Raw genomic sequence first — 16308 nt, 5'->3', positions numbered from 1 at the left:
GTTCTGCATCAATGACGCGAGCGTGCAACCGGCAGATGCAGCCGCTCGCCACAATGCCGCAACGCAACAAATTCAATGTCAGCATCACGCCCGCAATGCGGCGCCGCACACTGTGCACGAAGGGCAGCTTTGCAAATTTGCCTTTGTGTGCGCCTTGGAATGGCTCTAGTCTGATAGGACTATTCAATTGAGCCATTCAAAAAGCAGAAGGGCGACGAACAGGACCTGCTCCGGACTCCCAATCGATCCCCAGCCGATCCTGAACAAGCAGTCGTCCTCACGTCAGGAAGGCCGCGCGCTCATGGTTCGCCGCGCGGACAGGGTATGAATGAGAGCGACTGATATCTCGGCCCCCGACTACTTTCACAAAGTAGTCGATTGCCAATGGGCTTGTCCCGCACACACTCCGGTCCCCGAATACATCCGCCTGATCGCCGAGGGTCGCTACAGCGACGCCTACATGATCAATTGGAAATCGAATGTATTCCCGGGCATTCTCGGACGCACTTGCGATCGCCCTTGCGAGCCCGCCTGCCGACGCGGGCGCGTCGAGGAAAGCCCGGTCGCGATCTGCCGCCTCAAGCGCGTTGCGGCCGATTTCAAGGACGACGTCCATCAGCGCATGCCGCGCCCCGTCCCCCGCAACGGCCGGCGCATCGCGCTGGTCGGCGGCGGCCCGGCCTCGCTGACCGTTGCCCGCGATCTCGCGCCGCTCGGCTATCACTGCACCGTGTTCGACGCCGATCCCAAACCCGGCGGCATGATGCGCTCACAGATTCCCAAGTTCCGCCTGCCCGACAGCGTCATCGACGAGGAGACGGGCTACGTGCTCAGCCTCGGCGTCGACTACAAGGCCGGCCATCGTATCGACAGCCTCAAGAAGCTGCTGGCCGAGAACTATGACGCCGTCTTCATCGGCTCCGGCGCGCCACGCGGCCGCGAGCTGAACATTCCGGGTCGGGAGGAAGCGGCGGCCAACATCCATCTCGGCATCGACTGGCTATCCGGCGTCTCGTTCGGCCACACCGACAAGATAGGCAAGCGCGTGATCGTGCTCGGCGGCGGCAACACCGCGATGGATTGCTGCCGCACCGCGCGCAGGCTCGGCGGCGAGGACGTCAAGGTCATCGTGCGCTCCGGCTTCGAGGAGATGAAGGCGTCTCCGTGGGAGAAGGAGGACGCGCTGCACGAGGACATTCCGATCCTCAATTATCTCGTTCCGATCGCGTTCCACCATGCCGCCGGCAAGCTGACCGGCATGACCTTCCAGAAGGTGAAGGCGGAATATGACGCCAACGGCGGACGCTCGCTGGTGCCGTCCGGCGAGCCCGACGAGACCTATCCCTGCGACGACGTGCTGGTCGCCGTCGGCCAGGAGAACGCATTCCCCTGGATCGAAGCCGATTGCGGCATCGAATTCGACAAGCGGCACATGCCCAAGGTCGATCCGACCACCTTCGTCTCGACCAATCCAAAGGTGTTCTTCGGTGGCGACGCCGCGTTCGGGCCGAAGAACATCATCTGGGCGGTCGCACAGGGCCACGAGGCCGCGCTGTCGATCCATCGCCTGCTCTCCGGCGAGGACATCACCGAGCGCCCGCTGCCCGAGGTGCACATCTCCTCGCAGAAAATGGGCATTCATGAATGGAGCTATGACAACGACATCTCCTCCGAGAAGCGCTTCAAGGTGCCGCATCGTGACAAGGTCGTGGCGCTGAAGGACATCCGCACCGAGGTCGAACTCGGCTACGACGTCAAGCTCGCGCTCGGCGAGGCGCATCGCTGCCTGAATTGCGACGTGCAGACGGTGTTCTCCGACACGCTGTGCATCGAATGCGACGCCTGCGCCGACATCTGTCCGATGGATTGCATCACCTTCACCGACAATGGCGAGGAGGCGGATCTGCGCGCGCGGCTGAAGGCGCCCTCGCTGCATCCCGACCAGAGCCTCTACGTGTCCTCGGATCTGAAGACCGGGCGCGTGATGGTGAAGGACGAGGACGTCTGCCTCCATTGCGGCCTATGCGCCGAACGCTGCCCCACCGGTGCGTGGGACATGCAGAAATATTTCATCGAGACGACCCACGCAGGTAACGCATGTCCCAGCAAGCGCCGCTCAGCAGCGTAAACGACTTCGTCGTCCGCTTCGCCAACGTCAACGGCTCCGGCTCGGCCAGCGCCAATGAGCTGTTCGCGCGCGCCGTGCTCCGTCACGGCGTGCCGGTGAGCCCACGCAACATCTTCCCGTCGAACATCCAGGGCCTGCCGACCTGGTACGAGGTGCGCGTCACCGAAGCGGGCCATCTCGGCGCCCGCGGCGGCGGCACTGATTTGATGGTGGCGATGAACCCGCAGACCTGGGACAAGGACGTCGCCGGTATCGCGCCGGGCGGCTATCTGTTCTACGATTCCACCAAGCCGATGCCGGCAACCAAGTTCCGCGACGACATCACCGTCATCGGCGTCCCGCTGACCGCGATCACCAACTCGACCTATTCGGATCCGCGCCAGCGCCAGCTGTTCAAGAACATCATCTACCTCGGCGCGCTCTCAGCGCTGCTCGACATGGATCCGAAGCTGATCGAGCAATTGATCGGCGAGCAGTACAAGGGCAAGGAGAAGCTGCTCTCCTCCAACGTCCACGCGCTGCATCTCGGCCGCGACTGGGCGCTGCAGAATTTGAAATGCCCGATCGGCCTGCGCATCAAGAAGGCCGACAAGGTCGGCGACCGCATTTTCATCGAGGGCAACAACGCCGCCGCGCTGGGCGCCGTCTATGGCGGCGCCACGGTCTGCGCTTGGTACCCGATCACGCCGTCGTCTTCGCTGGCCGAAGCGTTCAGCAACCACTGCAAGAAACTGCGGCACGATCCGGAAACCGGGCAGGCCAAATACGCGATCGTGCAGGCCGAGGACGAGCTCGCCTCGATCGGCATGGTGGTCGGCGCGTCCTGGAACGGCGCCCGCGCCTTTACCACGACATCGGGCCCCGGCGTTTCGCTGATGACCGAGTTCATCGGCCTGTCCTACTTTGCCGAGATCCCGGCCGTGATCATGAACGTGCAGCGCGCCGGCCCCTCGACCGGCATGCCGACGCGGACGCAGCAATGCGACCTGATCGCCTGCGGCTATGCCTCGCACGGCGATACCAAGCACGTGATGCTGTTCCCCGAAGATCCGGCCGAGGCGTTCGAGTTTGCCGCTGCGGCGTTCGATCTTGCCGAGCGGCTGCAGACCACGATCTTCCTGATGCTCGACCTCGACATCGGCATGAACCAGCGGCTGTGCAGACCGCTGAAGTGGGACGATGCCAAGCAATATGACCGCGGCAAGGTGATGACGGCGGAGATGCTCGACGAAGGCCGCGACTTCGGCCGCTATCTCGACGTCGACGGCGACGGCATTCCGTTCCGCACCTACCCCGGCACGCATCCGACGAAGGGCTCCTACTTCACCCGCGGCACGTCGCGTGACCGCTACGCGCGCTATTCCGAGGAAGGCGCCGTCTATGCCGACAACGTGCAGCGCCTGCTGCGCAAGTTCCAGACCGCGCAAGACATGGTGCCGCGGCCGCTGCAGGCCAATGCGAGCAAGCCGACGAGATATGGCGTGATCTATTTCGGCTCGACCGCGCCGGCGATGGACGAGGCGATCGGACTGCTGGAGGCGCGCGGCTGCCAGCTCGACCGGCTGCGCATCCGCGCCTTCCCGTTCCATTCGAGCGTGGCGAGTTTCATCGCCGAGCACGATTTCGTCTATGTGGTCGAGCAGAACCGCGACGCCCAGCTGCGCCAGCTGATCGTCACCGAGAACGGCATCGACCCGGTCCGGCTGGTGCCGATCCTGCATTATGACGGCACGCCGATCACGGCGCGCTTCATCGCCGATGCGATCGGCGACCACCAGGACCACATCAAGGTCACCCCACTGCGCAAGGCCGTGTCATGACGTACTCTTCGCTCTCTCCGCCGTCATGCCTGGGCTCGACCCGCCTGCGCGGCCGTAGCTGCTTCGGCGCGGCGAAGGCCCGGGTATCCACGTCTTTCCTCTCGGCCCCGACGTGGATGGCCGGGACAAGCCCGGCCATGACGATGCCGGGTGATGCGAGGCTCTCATGACCTACATCGCAAAGCCTAAGTTCCAGCATCCGGGCATCAAGAAGAACGCGCTCGGCTACAGCCATCGCGACTACGAGGGCAAGATTTCGACCCTCTGCGCCGGCTGCGGCCACGATTCGATCACGGCCTCGATCATCGAGGCCTGTTTCGAGCTGTCGATCGAGCCGCATCGCGTGGCAAAAATCTCCGGCATCGGCTGCTCGTCGAAGACGCCGGACTATTTCCTCGGCAATTCGCACGGCTTCAACACCGTGCACGGTCGCATGCCCTCGGTGCTGACCGGCGCCAACCTCGCCAACCGCGAGCTGATCTATCTCGGCGTCTCCGGCGACGGCGATTCCGCCTCGATCGGCTTCGGCCAGTTCGCCCACGCGATCCGGCGCGGCGTGAACATGACCTATATCGTCGAGAACAATGGTGTCTACGGCCTGACCAAGGGCCAATTCTCGGCGACCGCCGACCGCGGGTCGAAGTCGAAGAAGGGCGTCACCAACACCGACAATCCGATCGATCTGGTCGGCATCGCGCTGCAGCTCGGGGCCACCTATGTGGCGCGGTCCTTCTCGGGCGACAAGAAGCAGCTGGTGCCGATCATCGAGGGCGCCATCCAGCACAAGGGCGCGGCGTTCATCGACGTCATCAGCCCGTGCATCGCGTTCAACAATCACGCCGGCTCAACCAAGAGCTTCGACTATGTCCGCGAGCACAACGATGCCGTGAACCGGCTCGACGTGCTGACCGGACGCGATCCGATCGAGATCGACCAGGATCCGGGCACGGTGCAGATCGTCGAGCAGCACGACGGCTCCAGGCTGGCGCTGCGCAAGATCGACGCCGACTACGACCCGCATGACCGGCTCGGCGCCATGACCTTCCTCCAGAAGCATGCCGCGCAAGGCCAGATCGTGACCGGGTTACTCTATGTCGACCCTGAGGCCGACGATCTGCACAGCCACCTCAACACGGTGGAGCGCCCGCTCAACCGGTTGGAGGCGGCGGATCTGTGCCCGGGGCAGGCCGCGCTCGACAAGATCAATGCGAGTCTGCGCTAGCAGACCGCTGCGTGGAGAGCGTGTGCTCTGTAGCCGTCCTTCGAGACGCCTGCCTCCGGCGGGCTCCTCAGGACGAGGGCGGAGTGCATTGCGCCCGCTTCTGGCGGGGCTATCGCATTTCACAATCGGAGTTTTGCGCTTCTCTATCTCCACGTCATGGCCGGGCTTGTCCCGGGCATGACGGAGTAACTAACTGGCAGATCGTTCGTTGCGACAGCTCGGCATATCCTGGTGAGCCGCGCCCTCGCTCCTCATCGTGAGGAGCGCCGCCGTCTTGAACCATGAGGCCCGTCATCGTTTATGACGATTGCGGCCGCAGCGCGCTCGCCCAAACGCGATCGAGCTGCGCGATCGCCGCTGGCAGCGGCAGCGCCGAGAGCGCGTCGTCGCCACCACTCACAAGCCCAAACTCGCGCAGCCGCAGCAGCGCCTCATCGATATTGAACGCCCGACCCAGCCCGAACATCTGCTGCAGCAACTCCTCGACATGGCTGCCCAATGCAGCACGCGAGAGCGGCACCGACGCCAGCAGCAGGCCGCCATAGGCCAGCATCGCTTCCTTCCAGTCCTGGTCCTCGGCCTCGCCGATCAAATAGTTGAAGATGCCGGAATTGTTGTTGACGTTGCGGAAGTAGATGTTGTCGGTGACCTGCTTCTGATGGATCAGCGACTGGCGATGGAAGTTGCCCCATTGCCGCAGGATGAAGGCGCCGAGCGCGAACAATCCCGACAGCGCCGCCAGCGCCTGCTCGGTGTCGTTGTCGTGCACGGTGCCGCTGAGGCCGAGATAGAAGCCGGCGACGATGAACAGCACGGTCAAGGTCGAAGCCAGCTTGAGCAGGATCGGTACGCCGCCGACGAGCGCCGGCACGCCCAGCGTCAGTTGCTCGCGCAGGCCCATGACGACGCGGACGTTCGGCAGCAGCGCCTCGAGGTCGAAGCGCGCGATGTGGCGGAAATATTTGAACAGCACCGCGCCGCCGCGGATCTTGTTGCGGCCGCGCCAGGCGGCGGCCTTGCTCTTCTTCTTGACCGGCTCGTCGGGCTTGGTCGCGACCATCAGCACGATGTCGTCATAGACCTCGATCTCATGCTTGCGCCGTCGCAGCCCATACAGCATGGGGACCTCGATCGTCTCCTGATGCTGGCCACGCCGGAACATCCGTACGGCACGATAGTCGGAGATCGGCGCCTTCAGCTTGACCCGCACCAGCGCATGCTCGGCAAAGGCGCGCTCGATCTCGCCATGGCTGATCTCGATGAAATTGGCCTCGCCGAGTACCCGCACGACTTCGTCGGCGAGGCTGCGATAGGCCGCGTCGAGATCCTCCGGCGATCGACGGCGGCCGACCGGCACCTCGGGATCGAAGTCGAAATAGGCGTCGCGGAACCGATCGAGCTCGTCGAAATATTGATGGTGCAGAATCGCGCCGAGCATACGCGCCAGCTGCCGCAGCTCGCTGGCCTGAGCGTCATCGACATGGCCGTTCGAGATCAGGCCATCAAGAATGTCCGACTTGCGCAACGGAATGAACCGGTCCCGCCGCTCCGCCGCCGCCGTCTTCCCTGGTCCGACCACGCCTCTCACGCCCGAGCTTCGATCTGCGCCATTGACAGCCGATCCGGCTGCACGGCCGGCGCGTCCGGCCAACCCGCATACCATAGCGCCCCGATCCCGTTCACGCCACTCGCCGCAACACGTAAGCTGCAGGTCCCGCCTGCAGAACGAGAGACTGATCATGACCGACGCCGGACAGCAGACATCCCCGTTCCGGGCCATCCGGGCCATCGACTACACCGTCATCCTGGTGCGCGACTGGTCCGCGATGCGCCGCTTCTATGAGGAGGTGCTGGGCTTTCCCCTGCTGCGCGAGCTGTCACAAGGCCGGATCGAGTACCAGGCCGGCAGCAACACGCTGGCGCTCGCCCGGCCGCAACGGCTGGCCTCGGACCAGCCGACGCCGCCAGGGAGCGCATCGCTTCAGCTCGCCTTCAAGGTGACCCGCGACGATGTCGACCGCTGCGCGGCCGAGCTGACCGGCAAGGGCATCGCCCTCATGGAGCCGCCGACGGACCAGCCCTTCGGCCACCGCACGCTGTTCTTCAGGGATCCCGACGGCAATCTGCTCGAGGTGTTTGCGGACATCTAAGGCTTGGCGGCCGCGCTAGGCGGCCGCCGGTTGTATCCGGGGATTGAGCACGTACTCCTTCAGCACCTTGTCGGTGGTGGCATCGACTTCCACCAGCGACACGTCGTAGCTCCAGAGATCGGCGAGATGCTGCAGCACGCGCTTGGTGTCGGTCTCGCTGAGCTGGGCCCCCTTCACCACGGTATGCCGCAGCATCAGGCGGCGGTCGCCGGCGAGATCGACATCGACCACCTCGATGTTCGGATCGATGCAACCGACGTCGTACTGCTTGGACAGCTCGCGGCGGACGCGGCGATAGCCGCGCTCGTCATGAATGGCGTCGACGAGGATGCCGGCGCGCTCGGCCGGATCGTCATGCAGGTGGAAAAGTCTGAGCTGTCGGATCAGGTTGGGGCTGAGGAACTGGCTGATGAAGCTCTCGTCGCGATAATTGGCCCAGACGTCGCGCAGCACCGCCATCTCGTCGCCGGTGCCGGCGATGTCCGGAAACCATTCGCGGTCCTCGTCGGTCGGGTCCTTCACGATGCGCTCGATGTCCTGCATGATCGCAAAGCCGAGCGCGTAAGGGTTGAATCCGGAGAAGCGCGGATCGTCGAACTCCGGCTGGAAGACGACGTTGGTGTGCGACTGCAGGAACTCCAGGAAGTTGCCGTCGGTGAGGCGGCCGTCCTGGTGCAGCCGGTTCATGATGCGATAATGCACATAGGTCGCCGTGCCCTCGTTCATGACCTTGGTCTGGCCCTGCGGATAGAAATATTGCGCGATGTGGCGGACGATGCGCAGCAATTCGCGCTGCCACATCGCCAGCCGCGGCGCGGTCTTCTCCAGGAAATAAAGCAGGTTCTCCTGCGGGAGGCCGAGCAGCGCGCGGCGCCGCTCGACGTTCAGCATCGCATTGGTCTTGACCGGGCCGGTCGGCACCGTACGCCAGAGATCGTTGAACTGGCCCTCCTCGTAGAGCCTGCGCTTGCCGGCGCGCTTCTCCTCCTCGCGGAAGTCGAGCTTCTTCTTGCCGGGGTAGCGGTCGACGCCGTGCGACATCAGCGCATGCGCCGCGTCCAGCGTATGCTCGACGGCGAGCCGACCGTAGCGCTCCTCGCATTGCGCGATGTAGCCGCGGGCGAAATCGAGATAGTCGAGGATGCCGTCGGCGTCGGTCCACTGCTTGAACAGATAGTTATTCTTGAAGAAATGGTTGTGGCCGAACGCGGCGTGCGCGATCACCAAGGTCTGCATCGTCGCCGTGTTCTCCTCCATCAGATAGGAGATGCAGGGCGAGGAGTTGATCACGATCTCATAGGCGAGGCCCATCAGGCCCTTGCGGTACGAGGCCTCGTGGTAGGCGAAGTGCTTGCCGAACGACCAGTGCTTGTAGAACAAGGGCATGCCGACCGAGGAATAGGCGTCGAGCATCTGCTCGGCCGTGATCACCTCGATCTGGTTGGGATAGGTGTCGAGCCCGAGCTCCTTTTCGGCGACGGCTTCGCAGGCATCGTGGATGCGCTGCAGGGTGAGGAAATTCCAATCCGCGCCCTCGAACAGCAACCCGCTCATGACGCCGCCCTCTCCTGCGTGGTGCCGCGACGCTGAAACAGGTCGTGGAACACCGGGAAGATCTCGCTGCGGTCACGCACCTTGCGCATCGACAGCGGCTCGCCATCGGCGCGCAGCCGCTCATACAGCGACCACAGCGCGGAGTCCGGCATCTCGAACGAATAGGTGCCGGATTCACCGACCTCGAGATAGGCGAAGAACTGCGACACCGGCAGGATATTGTCCGTCAGCAGGCGGGCGACGTTATCGGAATCCGAGGTGGCGTTGTCGCCGTCGGAGGCCTGCGCCGCGTAGATGTTCCAGTCCGAGGGGCGGAAGCGCGAGCGGACGATGTCGTGCATGCATTGCAGGGCGCTCGACACCAAGGTGCCGCCGGATGCCGGTCCATAGAAGAAGGTCTGCTCGTCGACCTCCTCGGCGCGATCGGTATGACGGATGAAGACGATCTCGACATGACGGTAGCGCCGGGTCAGGAACACGTAGAGCAGCATGTAGAACCGCTTGGCGAGGTCCTTCATGTGCTCCGACATCGAGCCCGACACGTCCATCAGGCAGAACATCACGGCCTGTGCGATCGGCTTCGGCACGGCCTCGAAGCGCCGGTAGCGGATGTCGATCGGATCGATGAAGGGGATGCGCTTGGCCTTGGCCTTCAGGGCCTCGATCTCGGCCAGCAGCGCCGCACGCTTGTCGTCGTCGGTCTCCTGCTCCAACTGGGCTTCCAATTCGGCAATGGCCTCCGGCCGCGGCCGGCGCAGCGCCACGCGGCGGGCCAAGGCGCGGGTGACGGTGCGGCTGATCGAGATGTTGGCCGGTGAGCCCGACGTCGAGTAGCCGGCACGCACCAGCCCCTCGCTCTCGGCCTCGGCGAATTTGCGCTTGGCGAGATCAGGCAGCTCGAGATCGTCGAGGAAGAGATTGACGAACTCCTCCTTGCTCAGCACGAAGCGGAACGCGTCCTCGCTGTCGCCCTGCCCCGGCGCCGACTTGCGGCCGCTGCCGTCGCCGGAGCGCGGCAGGATGTCGCCTTCGACGAACTTCTTGTTGCCGGGCAGCACCATGTCGCGGGTGCCGCCCTCGCGGCGGAAGCGCGGCTCGTCCATGCCGTCGAGCGGGATCGAGACCTCGCCGCCCTCCAGCACGTCCTTGATGTCGCGGTCCTGCGAGGTCTTCTTGACCGCTCCCTGAACCAGGGCCTTGGCGCGGCGCAAAAATCGCTGGCGATTTTCGAGACTTTTGCCGCCCGGATTCAGGCGCCGATCAATGATGTGCATGACCACGTTCCATACGCCTCCTGCTGCAGCGGCTTCGACTCCTGCTCTCCCCCGCCGCGATGCCGCGGTGCAGTATCGGACCCGACACTGCAACGGCACCCTCTGCCTGTCAGACGCCTCCCAGCGAAGCTCAGCGTCGAACGTTCATCTCGTTCGTAACCCTGGCGCCGACGTCAGACCGATGGCCTGCCGCACCTGCAGTGAACATCGGCGCCGGACCACGATCAACCCGCCTGCTTCACGCGCATGTACCACTCGACCAGCCGACGGACCTGCCGCTCGGTGTAGCCGCGTTCGACCATGCGCGCGACGAAGTCGTCGTGCTTCTTCTCGGTCTCGCCGTCCTTCTTGGTACCGAACGAGATGACCGGAAGCAGATCCTCGACCTGCGAGAATATCCTCTTTTCGATGACTTCGCGGATCTTTTCGTAGGAGGTCCAGGACGGATTTTTGCCTCCATTCTGGGCTCGGGAGCGCAGCGAGAACTTGACAACCTCGTTGCGGAAGTCCTTCGGGTTGGCGATCCCGGCCGGCTTCTCGATCTTGGTCAGCTCCTGGTTCAACAGCTCGCGATTGAGCAGCTGTCCCGTATCGGGATCCTTGAAGTCCTGATCCTCGATCCAGGCGTCGGCGTAGTCGACGTAGCGGTCGAACAGGTTCTGGCCGTAATCGGAGTAGGATTCGAGATAGGCCTTCTGGATCTCGTGGCCGATGAACTCGGCGTAGCGCGGCGCGAGATCCGCCTTGATGAATTCGAGGTATCGTTTCTCGAGCTCCTCGGGCAGTTGCTCGCGCTTGATCGACTGCTCCAGCACGTACATCAGATGCACGGCGTCGGCCGATACTTCCGCCGTATCGTGATTGTAGGTCGCAGCCAGCACCTTGAAGGCAAAGCGGGTGGAGATGCCGTCCATGCCCTCGTCGACGCCGGCAGCATCGCGATATTCCTGCACGCTGCGCGCCTTCGGATCGGACTCCTTGAGGCTCTCGCCGTCATAGACCCGCATCTTGGCATACAGCGTCGAGTTCTCATGCTTGCGCAGGCGCGACATCACCGAGAAGCGGGCGAGCGTGTCCAAGGTCGCCGGCGCGCAGGGCGCGGTGGAGAGCTCGGAGCCCTGGATCAGCTTCTCGTAGATCTTGCGCTCCTCGGTGACGCGCAGGCAGTACGGCACCTTGATGACGCAGATGCGGTCGATGAAGGCCTCGTTGTTCTTGTTGGTCTTGAAGCTCTGCCACTCCGACTCGTTGGAGTGGGCGAGGATCACGCCGTTGTAGGGAATGGCGCCGATGTTCTCGGTGCCGATATAGTTGCCTTCCTGCGTCGCCGTCAGCAGCGGATGCAGCATCTTGATCGGCGCCTTGAACATCTCGACGAATTCGAGAATGCCCTGGTTGGCGCGGTTGAGACCGCCCGAATAGCTGTAGGCGTCGGGATCGTTTTGCGCGTAGGTCTCGAGCTTGCGGATATCGACCTTGCCGACCAGCGAGGAGATGTCCTGGTTGTTCTCGTCGCCGGGCTCGGTCTTGGCGATGCCGATCTGGCGCAGCCGCGACGGCTGGATCTTGGCGACGCGGAACTGCGAGATGTCGCCGCCGAAGGCTTCCAGCCGCTTGTAGCACCACGGGCTCATCAGGCCGGACAAACGGCGGCGCGGAATGCCGTATTTCTCCTCGAGCATCGGGCCCAGCGTGTCGGGATCGAACAGGCCGAGCGGCGACTCGAACACGGGGCTCAGCTCATCTCCGGCCTTGAGCACGTAGATCGGATGGGTTTCCATCAACTGCTTCAGCCGTTCGGCCAGCGACGACTTGCCGCCGCCGACCGGTCCGAGCAGATAGAGGATCTGCTTGCGCTCTTCGAGACCCTGCGCGGCGTGACGGAAGAAGCCGACGATGCGCTCGATCGTGTCCTCCATGCCGTAGAAGCCGGCGAATGCAGGATACAGGCGAACCGTCCGGTTCAAAAAAATACGGCCAAGGCGTGGGTCCTTGGCCGTGTCTATCATCTGAGGCTCGCCGATCGCAGCTAGTAGTCGTTCAGCGGCGTTCGCGTATCGCATCGGGTCGGTTCGACACGATTCTAGATATTCCTGCATCGACATGTCGGTCTGGCTGCGTGCCTCGAACGACCTTGCGAACGCGTTGAACAACGAATCGTTGTACATGATCCCTCTCCACGTAGGTTCCGCCGCACTGCTGCAACGGGCCGAGATCCAAGTACGTTCCTGCTGATCCCGAACCGACTCAGAGTGAAGCGCGCTAGCCCCCATTGGGCACCGTCTTCGTCCTTTTCCGCAACGCAAAGTGCATGCAGCATATGCCCTATCAACATGCACTTCGCTCAATAGTTCGGCAAAAGCCGGCCGACTCTCCCCATTTGTACCTCATTGTCTCTGCTTCGCAACATCCGCAATACCCCGGCACCGTAGTCTCCCTGCGCCGCACAAGGTGTTGTGAAGCCACGTGAACTGGTGGCGTGACAGCTCCAAAATCAGTCTCTCTTCCCGAAGTGAACCGCGAGTGAACGCAGCTCTTCTCGCGAGCGCTCCAGGCAGGGAACGTCTCACTCGCTGCGCGACCTGATGCGCGCCGGCCACGGCGGCCGACCAAACATGGGCCTGCGACCGCATCTGCCGTCGCTCATACAACGTCCTCGAGCGAGCGATGACCGCGCGCATCTCATAGGGCCGCGCGCACGCATGTTCGCCGCCAGATCCGAACGTCGTGAAATAACGCGCGGCCGAAGCCGGATGGATCACTCGATGCCGATCATTGCCATGATCACACGGCAGTTCGCCGCTGAGCATCTGCAGCCGGAAAGCATCATGGGTTATACGCCGACACTCGTGAGGCGCTGCCGAGGCGACAACCGCGAGACGTTCGCCATGATCCGTTGCGTAGGGCACCATTACCCAGAACACATGTGGCACCTTTCCAGCATTGCAAGCCGGAGAAGCTTTCGATCGACGGCATTTGCTTGCCTCCCGGGAGCCTCTCCGGCGCACGAGCGCTGCTGAGGTCGACGCAGGCCGAACGCCGACCGCGCTCTGGCGGCTCCGCCGCGCGCTTTGGCCGGAACGATCAGCGGCGGGCTTCGCGTCGCCTGCCGATCTCCCTCCGGACGCCCCCCGCCGGCACGTCACCCCGGCTCGAAGCTCTTGGGATTCCAGAGGGATCAATCCATTATGAATGGCGTTCTCCTGAGGGCTGGCGCATAGTTGTTCATGTGAGGTCCCCATCGACCTGGCAGCGGCCAGGCGGGAACCCAAAAAAGCAAGCCGACGCACATAGATAGGCATCATGAATCCGGTCAAAGCTCTCGAAGAACACGGCCAGGCGGTCTGGCTCGATTTCCTCGCACGCGGCTTCGTCGCCAAAGGCGACCTCAAGCGGCTGATCGATGAGGATGGCGTCAAGGGCGTCACCTCGAATCCCGCGATTTTCGAGAAGGCGATCGGCAGCTCCGACGAATATGACACACCGATCGCCACGGCGCTGAAGAACGGCGATCGATCGCCGACGCAGCTGTTCGAGGCCGTTGCCGTCGAGGACATCCAGAATGCCGCCGACGTGCTGCGGCCCGTCTATGACCGCTTCGAGGGCAATGACGGCTTCGTCAGCCTCGAAGTCTCGCCCTATCTGGCGATGGACAGCAAGGGCACGATCGCCGAGGCCGAGCAGCTCTGGACGGCGGTCGACCGCAGGAATCTGATGATCAAGGTGCCGGCGACCAACGCCTGCCTGCCAGCCATCCAGCACCTGATCTCCAAGGGCATCAGCGTCAACATCACCTTGCTGTTTTCGCAAGACGTCTACCGGCAGGTTGCCGAAGCCTACATTGCCGGCCTCGAAGCCTACGTCGGCGCCGGCGGCGATCCGTCGCATGTCGCCAGCGTGGCCTCGTTCTTCGTCAGCCGCATCGACAGCGTGGTCGACAAGCAGCTGGACGAGAAGATCGCCCAGGCCAATGATCCGACCGAGAAGGAGCGGCTGGCCGCGCTCAAGGGCAGGATCGCCATCGCCAATGCAAAGATGGCGTATCAGGACTACAAGCAGCTGTTCGCCGGCGCGCGCTGGGAGCGGCTGGCCAAGCAAGGGGCCAAGCCGCAGCGGCTGCTCTGGGCCTCCACCGGCACCAAGAACAAGGACTACAGCGACGTCCTCTATGTCGAGGAGCTGATCGGGCCGAACACCGTCAACACCGTGCCGCCGGCCACGCTGGACGCCTTCCGTGATCACGGCAAGGTGCGCGACAGTCTGGAGGAAGACGTCGATGCCGCCCAGGCCGCCCTTGAGGATCTGGCGAAGACCGGCATCTCGCTCGACGACATCACCGCAGATCTCGTGATCGACGGCGTCAAGCAGTTCGCGGACGCCGCCGACAAGCTCTATGGCGCGGTTGCGCACAAGCGCGCCGTCGTGCTCGGGACCGGGCTTGGGCAGCAGTCGATCGCGGTTGCTGCTGATCTGCAGAAGAAGGTTGCCTCCGCTACCGAGGACTGGCGCAAGGACGCCAAGATTCGCCGGCTCTGGCACAAGGACGCGACGGTCTGGACCGGCCGAGACGAGCACAAATGGCTGGGCTGGCTGACCAGCGCGGAGAAGGCCGACATCGCCGATTACGAGGACTATGCGCAGCGGGTGAAGGGACAGAAATTCTCCGACGCCGTGGTCCTCGGCATGGGCGGCTCCAGCCTCGGGCCGGAGGTGCTGGCCGAAACGTTCCCGCGCCGGGCTGGCTTCCCCAAGCTGCACGTGCTCGACTCCACCGATCCGGCGCAGGTGCGCGCGATGGAGAAGGCGATCGACATCGCGAGGACGGTGTTCATCGTCTCCTCGAAGTCGGGCGGCACCACCGAGCCGAACGCGATGAAGGACTATTTCTTCGCACGCGTGGCCGACGCGATCGGGCCCAAGAAGGCCGGCCATCGCTTCATTGCCGTGACCGATCCCGGCTCGTCGCTGGAGAAGGCGGCCAAGGCACAAGGCTTCGCCCGCATCTTCCACGGCGAGCCGAGCATCGGCGGCCGCTATTCGGTGCTGTCCCCGTTCGGCCTGGTGCCGGCCGCCACCGCCGGCATCGACGTGCGCAGGCTGATCACGCAGGCGCTGTCCATGGTGCGCTCCTGCGGGCCCGACGTGCCGCCGCTACAGAACCCGGGTGTGCAGCTCGGTCTGGCGATGGGCCTTGCCGGCCTCGAAGGCCGCGACAAGGTGACGATCTTCGCCTCGCCCAAGATCGCCGATTTCGGCGCCTGGGCCGAGCAGTTGATCGCGGAATCCACGGGCAAGGAAGGCAAAGGCCTGATCCCGATCGACGGCGAGCCTATCGCGTCGCCTGAGCTCTATGGCCGCGATCGCTTCTTCGTCGATATCAAGGTCGAGGGCGACGAGGTGGCGGGCCATGACGCGAAGCTCGCCGCGCTCGAAGAGGCCGGTCATCCGGTCGTGCGCATCGTCATGAAGTCGATCGACCAGCTCGGCCAGGAATTCTTCCGCTTCGAGATAGCGACCGCTGTTGCCGGCGCCGTGCTCGGCATCAACCCGTTCGACCAGCCCGACGTCGAATCGGCCAAGATCAAGACCCGCGAACTGACCGCGGCGTTCGAGCAAAGCGGCGCACTGCCGGCGGAGGACCCCGTCGTGGCGATCAAGGGCTGCGAGCTCTACACCGATGCGCAGAACGCCGAGAGCCTGCGCGGGCATGGCGCCGACGGAACGCTCGCGTCCTGGCTGAAGGCGCATCTCGGCCGCGCCGGCGACGGCGACTACATCGCCCTGCTGGGCTATATCGACCGCAATGCAGGCAATATCGACACGCTGCAGCGGATCCGGCTGAGGCTGCGCGACGCCAAGCACCTCGCCACCTGCGCCGAATTCGGTCCGCGCTTCCTGCACTCGACCGGCCAGGCCTACAAGGGCGGTCCGGACAGCGGCGTGTTTCTCCAGATCACCGCCGACGATGCCGAGGATCTGCCGATCCCCGGGCAGAAGGCGAGCTTCGGCGTGATCAAGGCGGCGCAGGCGCGCGGCGATTTCGACGTGCTCACCGAGCGCGGGCGCCGGGCTCTTCGGGTCCATCTCAAGGGCAATCTGAAATCGGGCCTGAAGATGCTCGACAGCGCGATCAGCGAAGCGCTGAGCTAGGAAGGGCCTC

Annotated in this window: 9 protein-coding genes; 5 read left to right on the top strand and 4 right to left on the bottom strand. The window is 64.0% G+C overall.

The window, feature by feature from the left end; all coding sequences use genetic code 11:
* Positions 1–328 precede the first annotated feature (328 nt).
* The 3 genes from QX051_RS09570 (at position 329) to QX051_RS09560 (ending at position 5170) form a co-directional block, all read left to right on the top strand.
* Positions 329–2128 (top strand): FAD-dependent oxidoreductase, encoded by a 1800-nt coding sequence (locus QX051_RS09570; protein WP_315775924.1) that lies wholly within the window; start codon positions 329–331, stop codon positions 2126–2128.
* Positions 2098–3948, top strand: a complete 1851-nt coding sequence (locus QX051_RS09565; protein WP_315738643.1) for a 2-oxoacid:acceptor oxidoreductase subunit alpha — start codon at positions 2098–2100, stop codon at positions 3946–3948. The genes QX051_RS09570 and QX051_RS09565 overlap by 31 nt, the downstream gene beginning before the upstream one ends.
* 166 nt (positions 3949–4114) lie before the next feature.
* The gene (locus QX051_RS09560) at positions 4115–5170 is read left to right on the top strand and encodes a 2-oxoacid:ferredoxin oxidoreductase subunit beta (protein WP_315775923.1); all 1056 of its coding nucleotides are present in this window, start codon (positions 4115–4117) and stop codon (positions 5168–5170) included.
* Positions 5171–5468: 298 nt separating this feature from the next.
* Here QX051_RS09560 and QX051_RS09555 read toward each other — a convergent pair whose 3' ends face one another.
* Positions 5469–6749, bottom strand: a complete 1281-nt coding sequence (locus tag QX051_RS09555) for a TMEM143 family protein (RefSeq protein ID WP_315775922.1) — start codon at positions 6747–6749, stop codon at positions 5469–5471.
* Positions 6750–6909: 160 nt separating this feature from the next.
* Here QX051_RS09555 and QX051_RS09550 point away from each other — a divergent pair, with 160 nt between their 5' ends.
* Complete coding sequence (locus QX051_RS09550) at positions 6910–7320, top strand: VOC family protein (RefSeq protein ID WP_315775921.1); 411 nt, start codon at positions 6910–6912, stop codon at positions 7318–7320.
* A 15-nt stretch (positions 7321–7335) separates the two neighbouring features.
* Here the strand turns inward: QX051_RS09550 and QX051_RS09545 are convergent, their stop codons facing one another.
* From QX051_RS09545 to QX051_RS09535, 3 genes are all read right to left on the bottom strand, one after another.
* The gene (locus tag QX051_RS09545; RefSeq protein WP_315775920.1) at positions 7336–8874 is read right to left on the bottom strand and encodes a SpoVR family protein; all 1539 of its coding nucleotides are present in this window, start codon (positions 8872–8874) and stop codon (positions 7336–7338) included.
* Entirely contained in the window at positions 8871–10148 is a 1278-nt protein-coding gene (locus QX051_RS09540) for a YeaH/YhbH family protein (RefSeq protein ID WP_315775919.1), read from the bottom strand. Before QX051_RS09540 ends, QX051_RS09545 begins: the two co-directional genes overlap by 4 nt.
* Positions 10149–10372: 224 nt before the next feature.
* On the bottom strand, positions 10373–12316 hold the full coding sequence (locus tag QX051_RS09535) for a PrkA family serine protein kinase (protein WP_315738651.1): 1944 nt from the start codon (positions 12314–12316) through the stop codon (positions 10373–10375).
* Between the two features lie 1135 nt (positions 12317–13451).
* Here QX051_RS09535 and QX051_RS09530 point away from each other — a divergent pair.
* A complete protein-coding gene (locus QX051_RS09530; RefSeq protein ID WP_315775918.1) occupies positions 13452–16298 on the top strand; it encodes a bifunctional transaldolase/phosoglucose isomerase in 2847 nt (948 codons plus the stop codon).
* Positions 16299–16308 lie beyond the last annotated feature (10 nt).

The sequence above is a fragment of the Bradyrhizobium sp. SZCCHNR1053 genome (assembly GCF_032381235.1).
In the GTDB taxonomy this organism is placed as follows: Bacteria; Pseudomonadota; Alphaproteobacteria; order Rhizobiales; family Xanthobacteraceae; genus Bradyrhizobium.
The sequence above is the reverse complement of the archived record's forward strand: the minus strand, read 5'-3'. Positions and strand labels throughout refer to the sequence as shown.

What these genes read in the sequence shown, in the direction of transcription:
- QX051_RS09570 (WP_315775924.1), top strand. Translation starts at nt 329, where the DNA reads ATGAGAGCGACTGATATCTCGGCCCCCGACTACTTTCACAAAGTAGTC.
- QX051_RS09565 (WP_315738643.1), top strand. Translation starts at nt 2,098, where the DNA reads ATGTCCCAGCAAGCGCCGCTCAGCAGCGTAAACGACTTCGTCGTCCGC.
- QX051_RS09560 (WP_315775923.1), top strand. Translation starts at nt 4,115, where the DNA reads ATGACCTACATCGCAAAGCCTAAGTTCCAGCATCCGGGCATCAAGAAG.
- QX051_RS09550 (WP_315775921.1), top strand. Translation starts at nt 6,910, where the DNA reads ATGACCGACGCCGGACAGCAGACATCCCCGTTCCGGGCCATCCGGGCC.
- QX051_RS09545 (WP_315775920.1), bottom strand. Translation starts at nt 8,874, where the DNA reads ATGAGCGGGTTGCTGTTCGAGGGCGCGGATTGGAATTTCCTCACCCTG.
- QX051_RS09540 (WP_315775919.1), bottom strand. Translation starts at nt 10,148, where the DNA reads ATGCACATCATTGATCGGCGCCTGAATCCGGGCGGCAAAAGTCTCGAA.
- QX051_RS09535 (WP_315738651.1), bottom strand. Translation starts at nt 12,316, where the DNA reads ATGTACAACGATTCGTTGTTCAACGCGTTCGCAAGGTCGTTCGAGGCA.
- QX051_RS09530 (WP_315775918.1), top strand. Translation starts at nt 13,452, where the DNA reads ATGAATCCGGTCAAAGCTCTCGAAGAACACGGCCAGGCGGTCTGGCTC.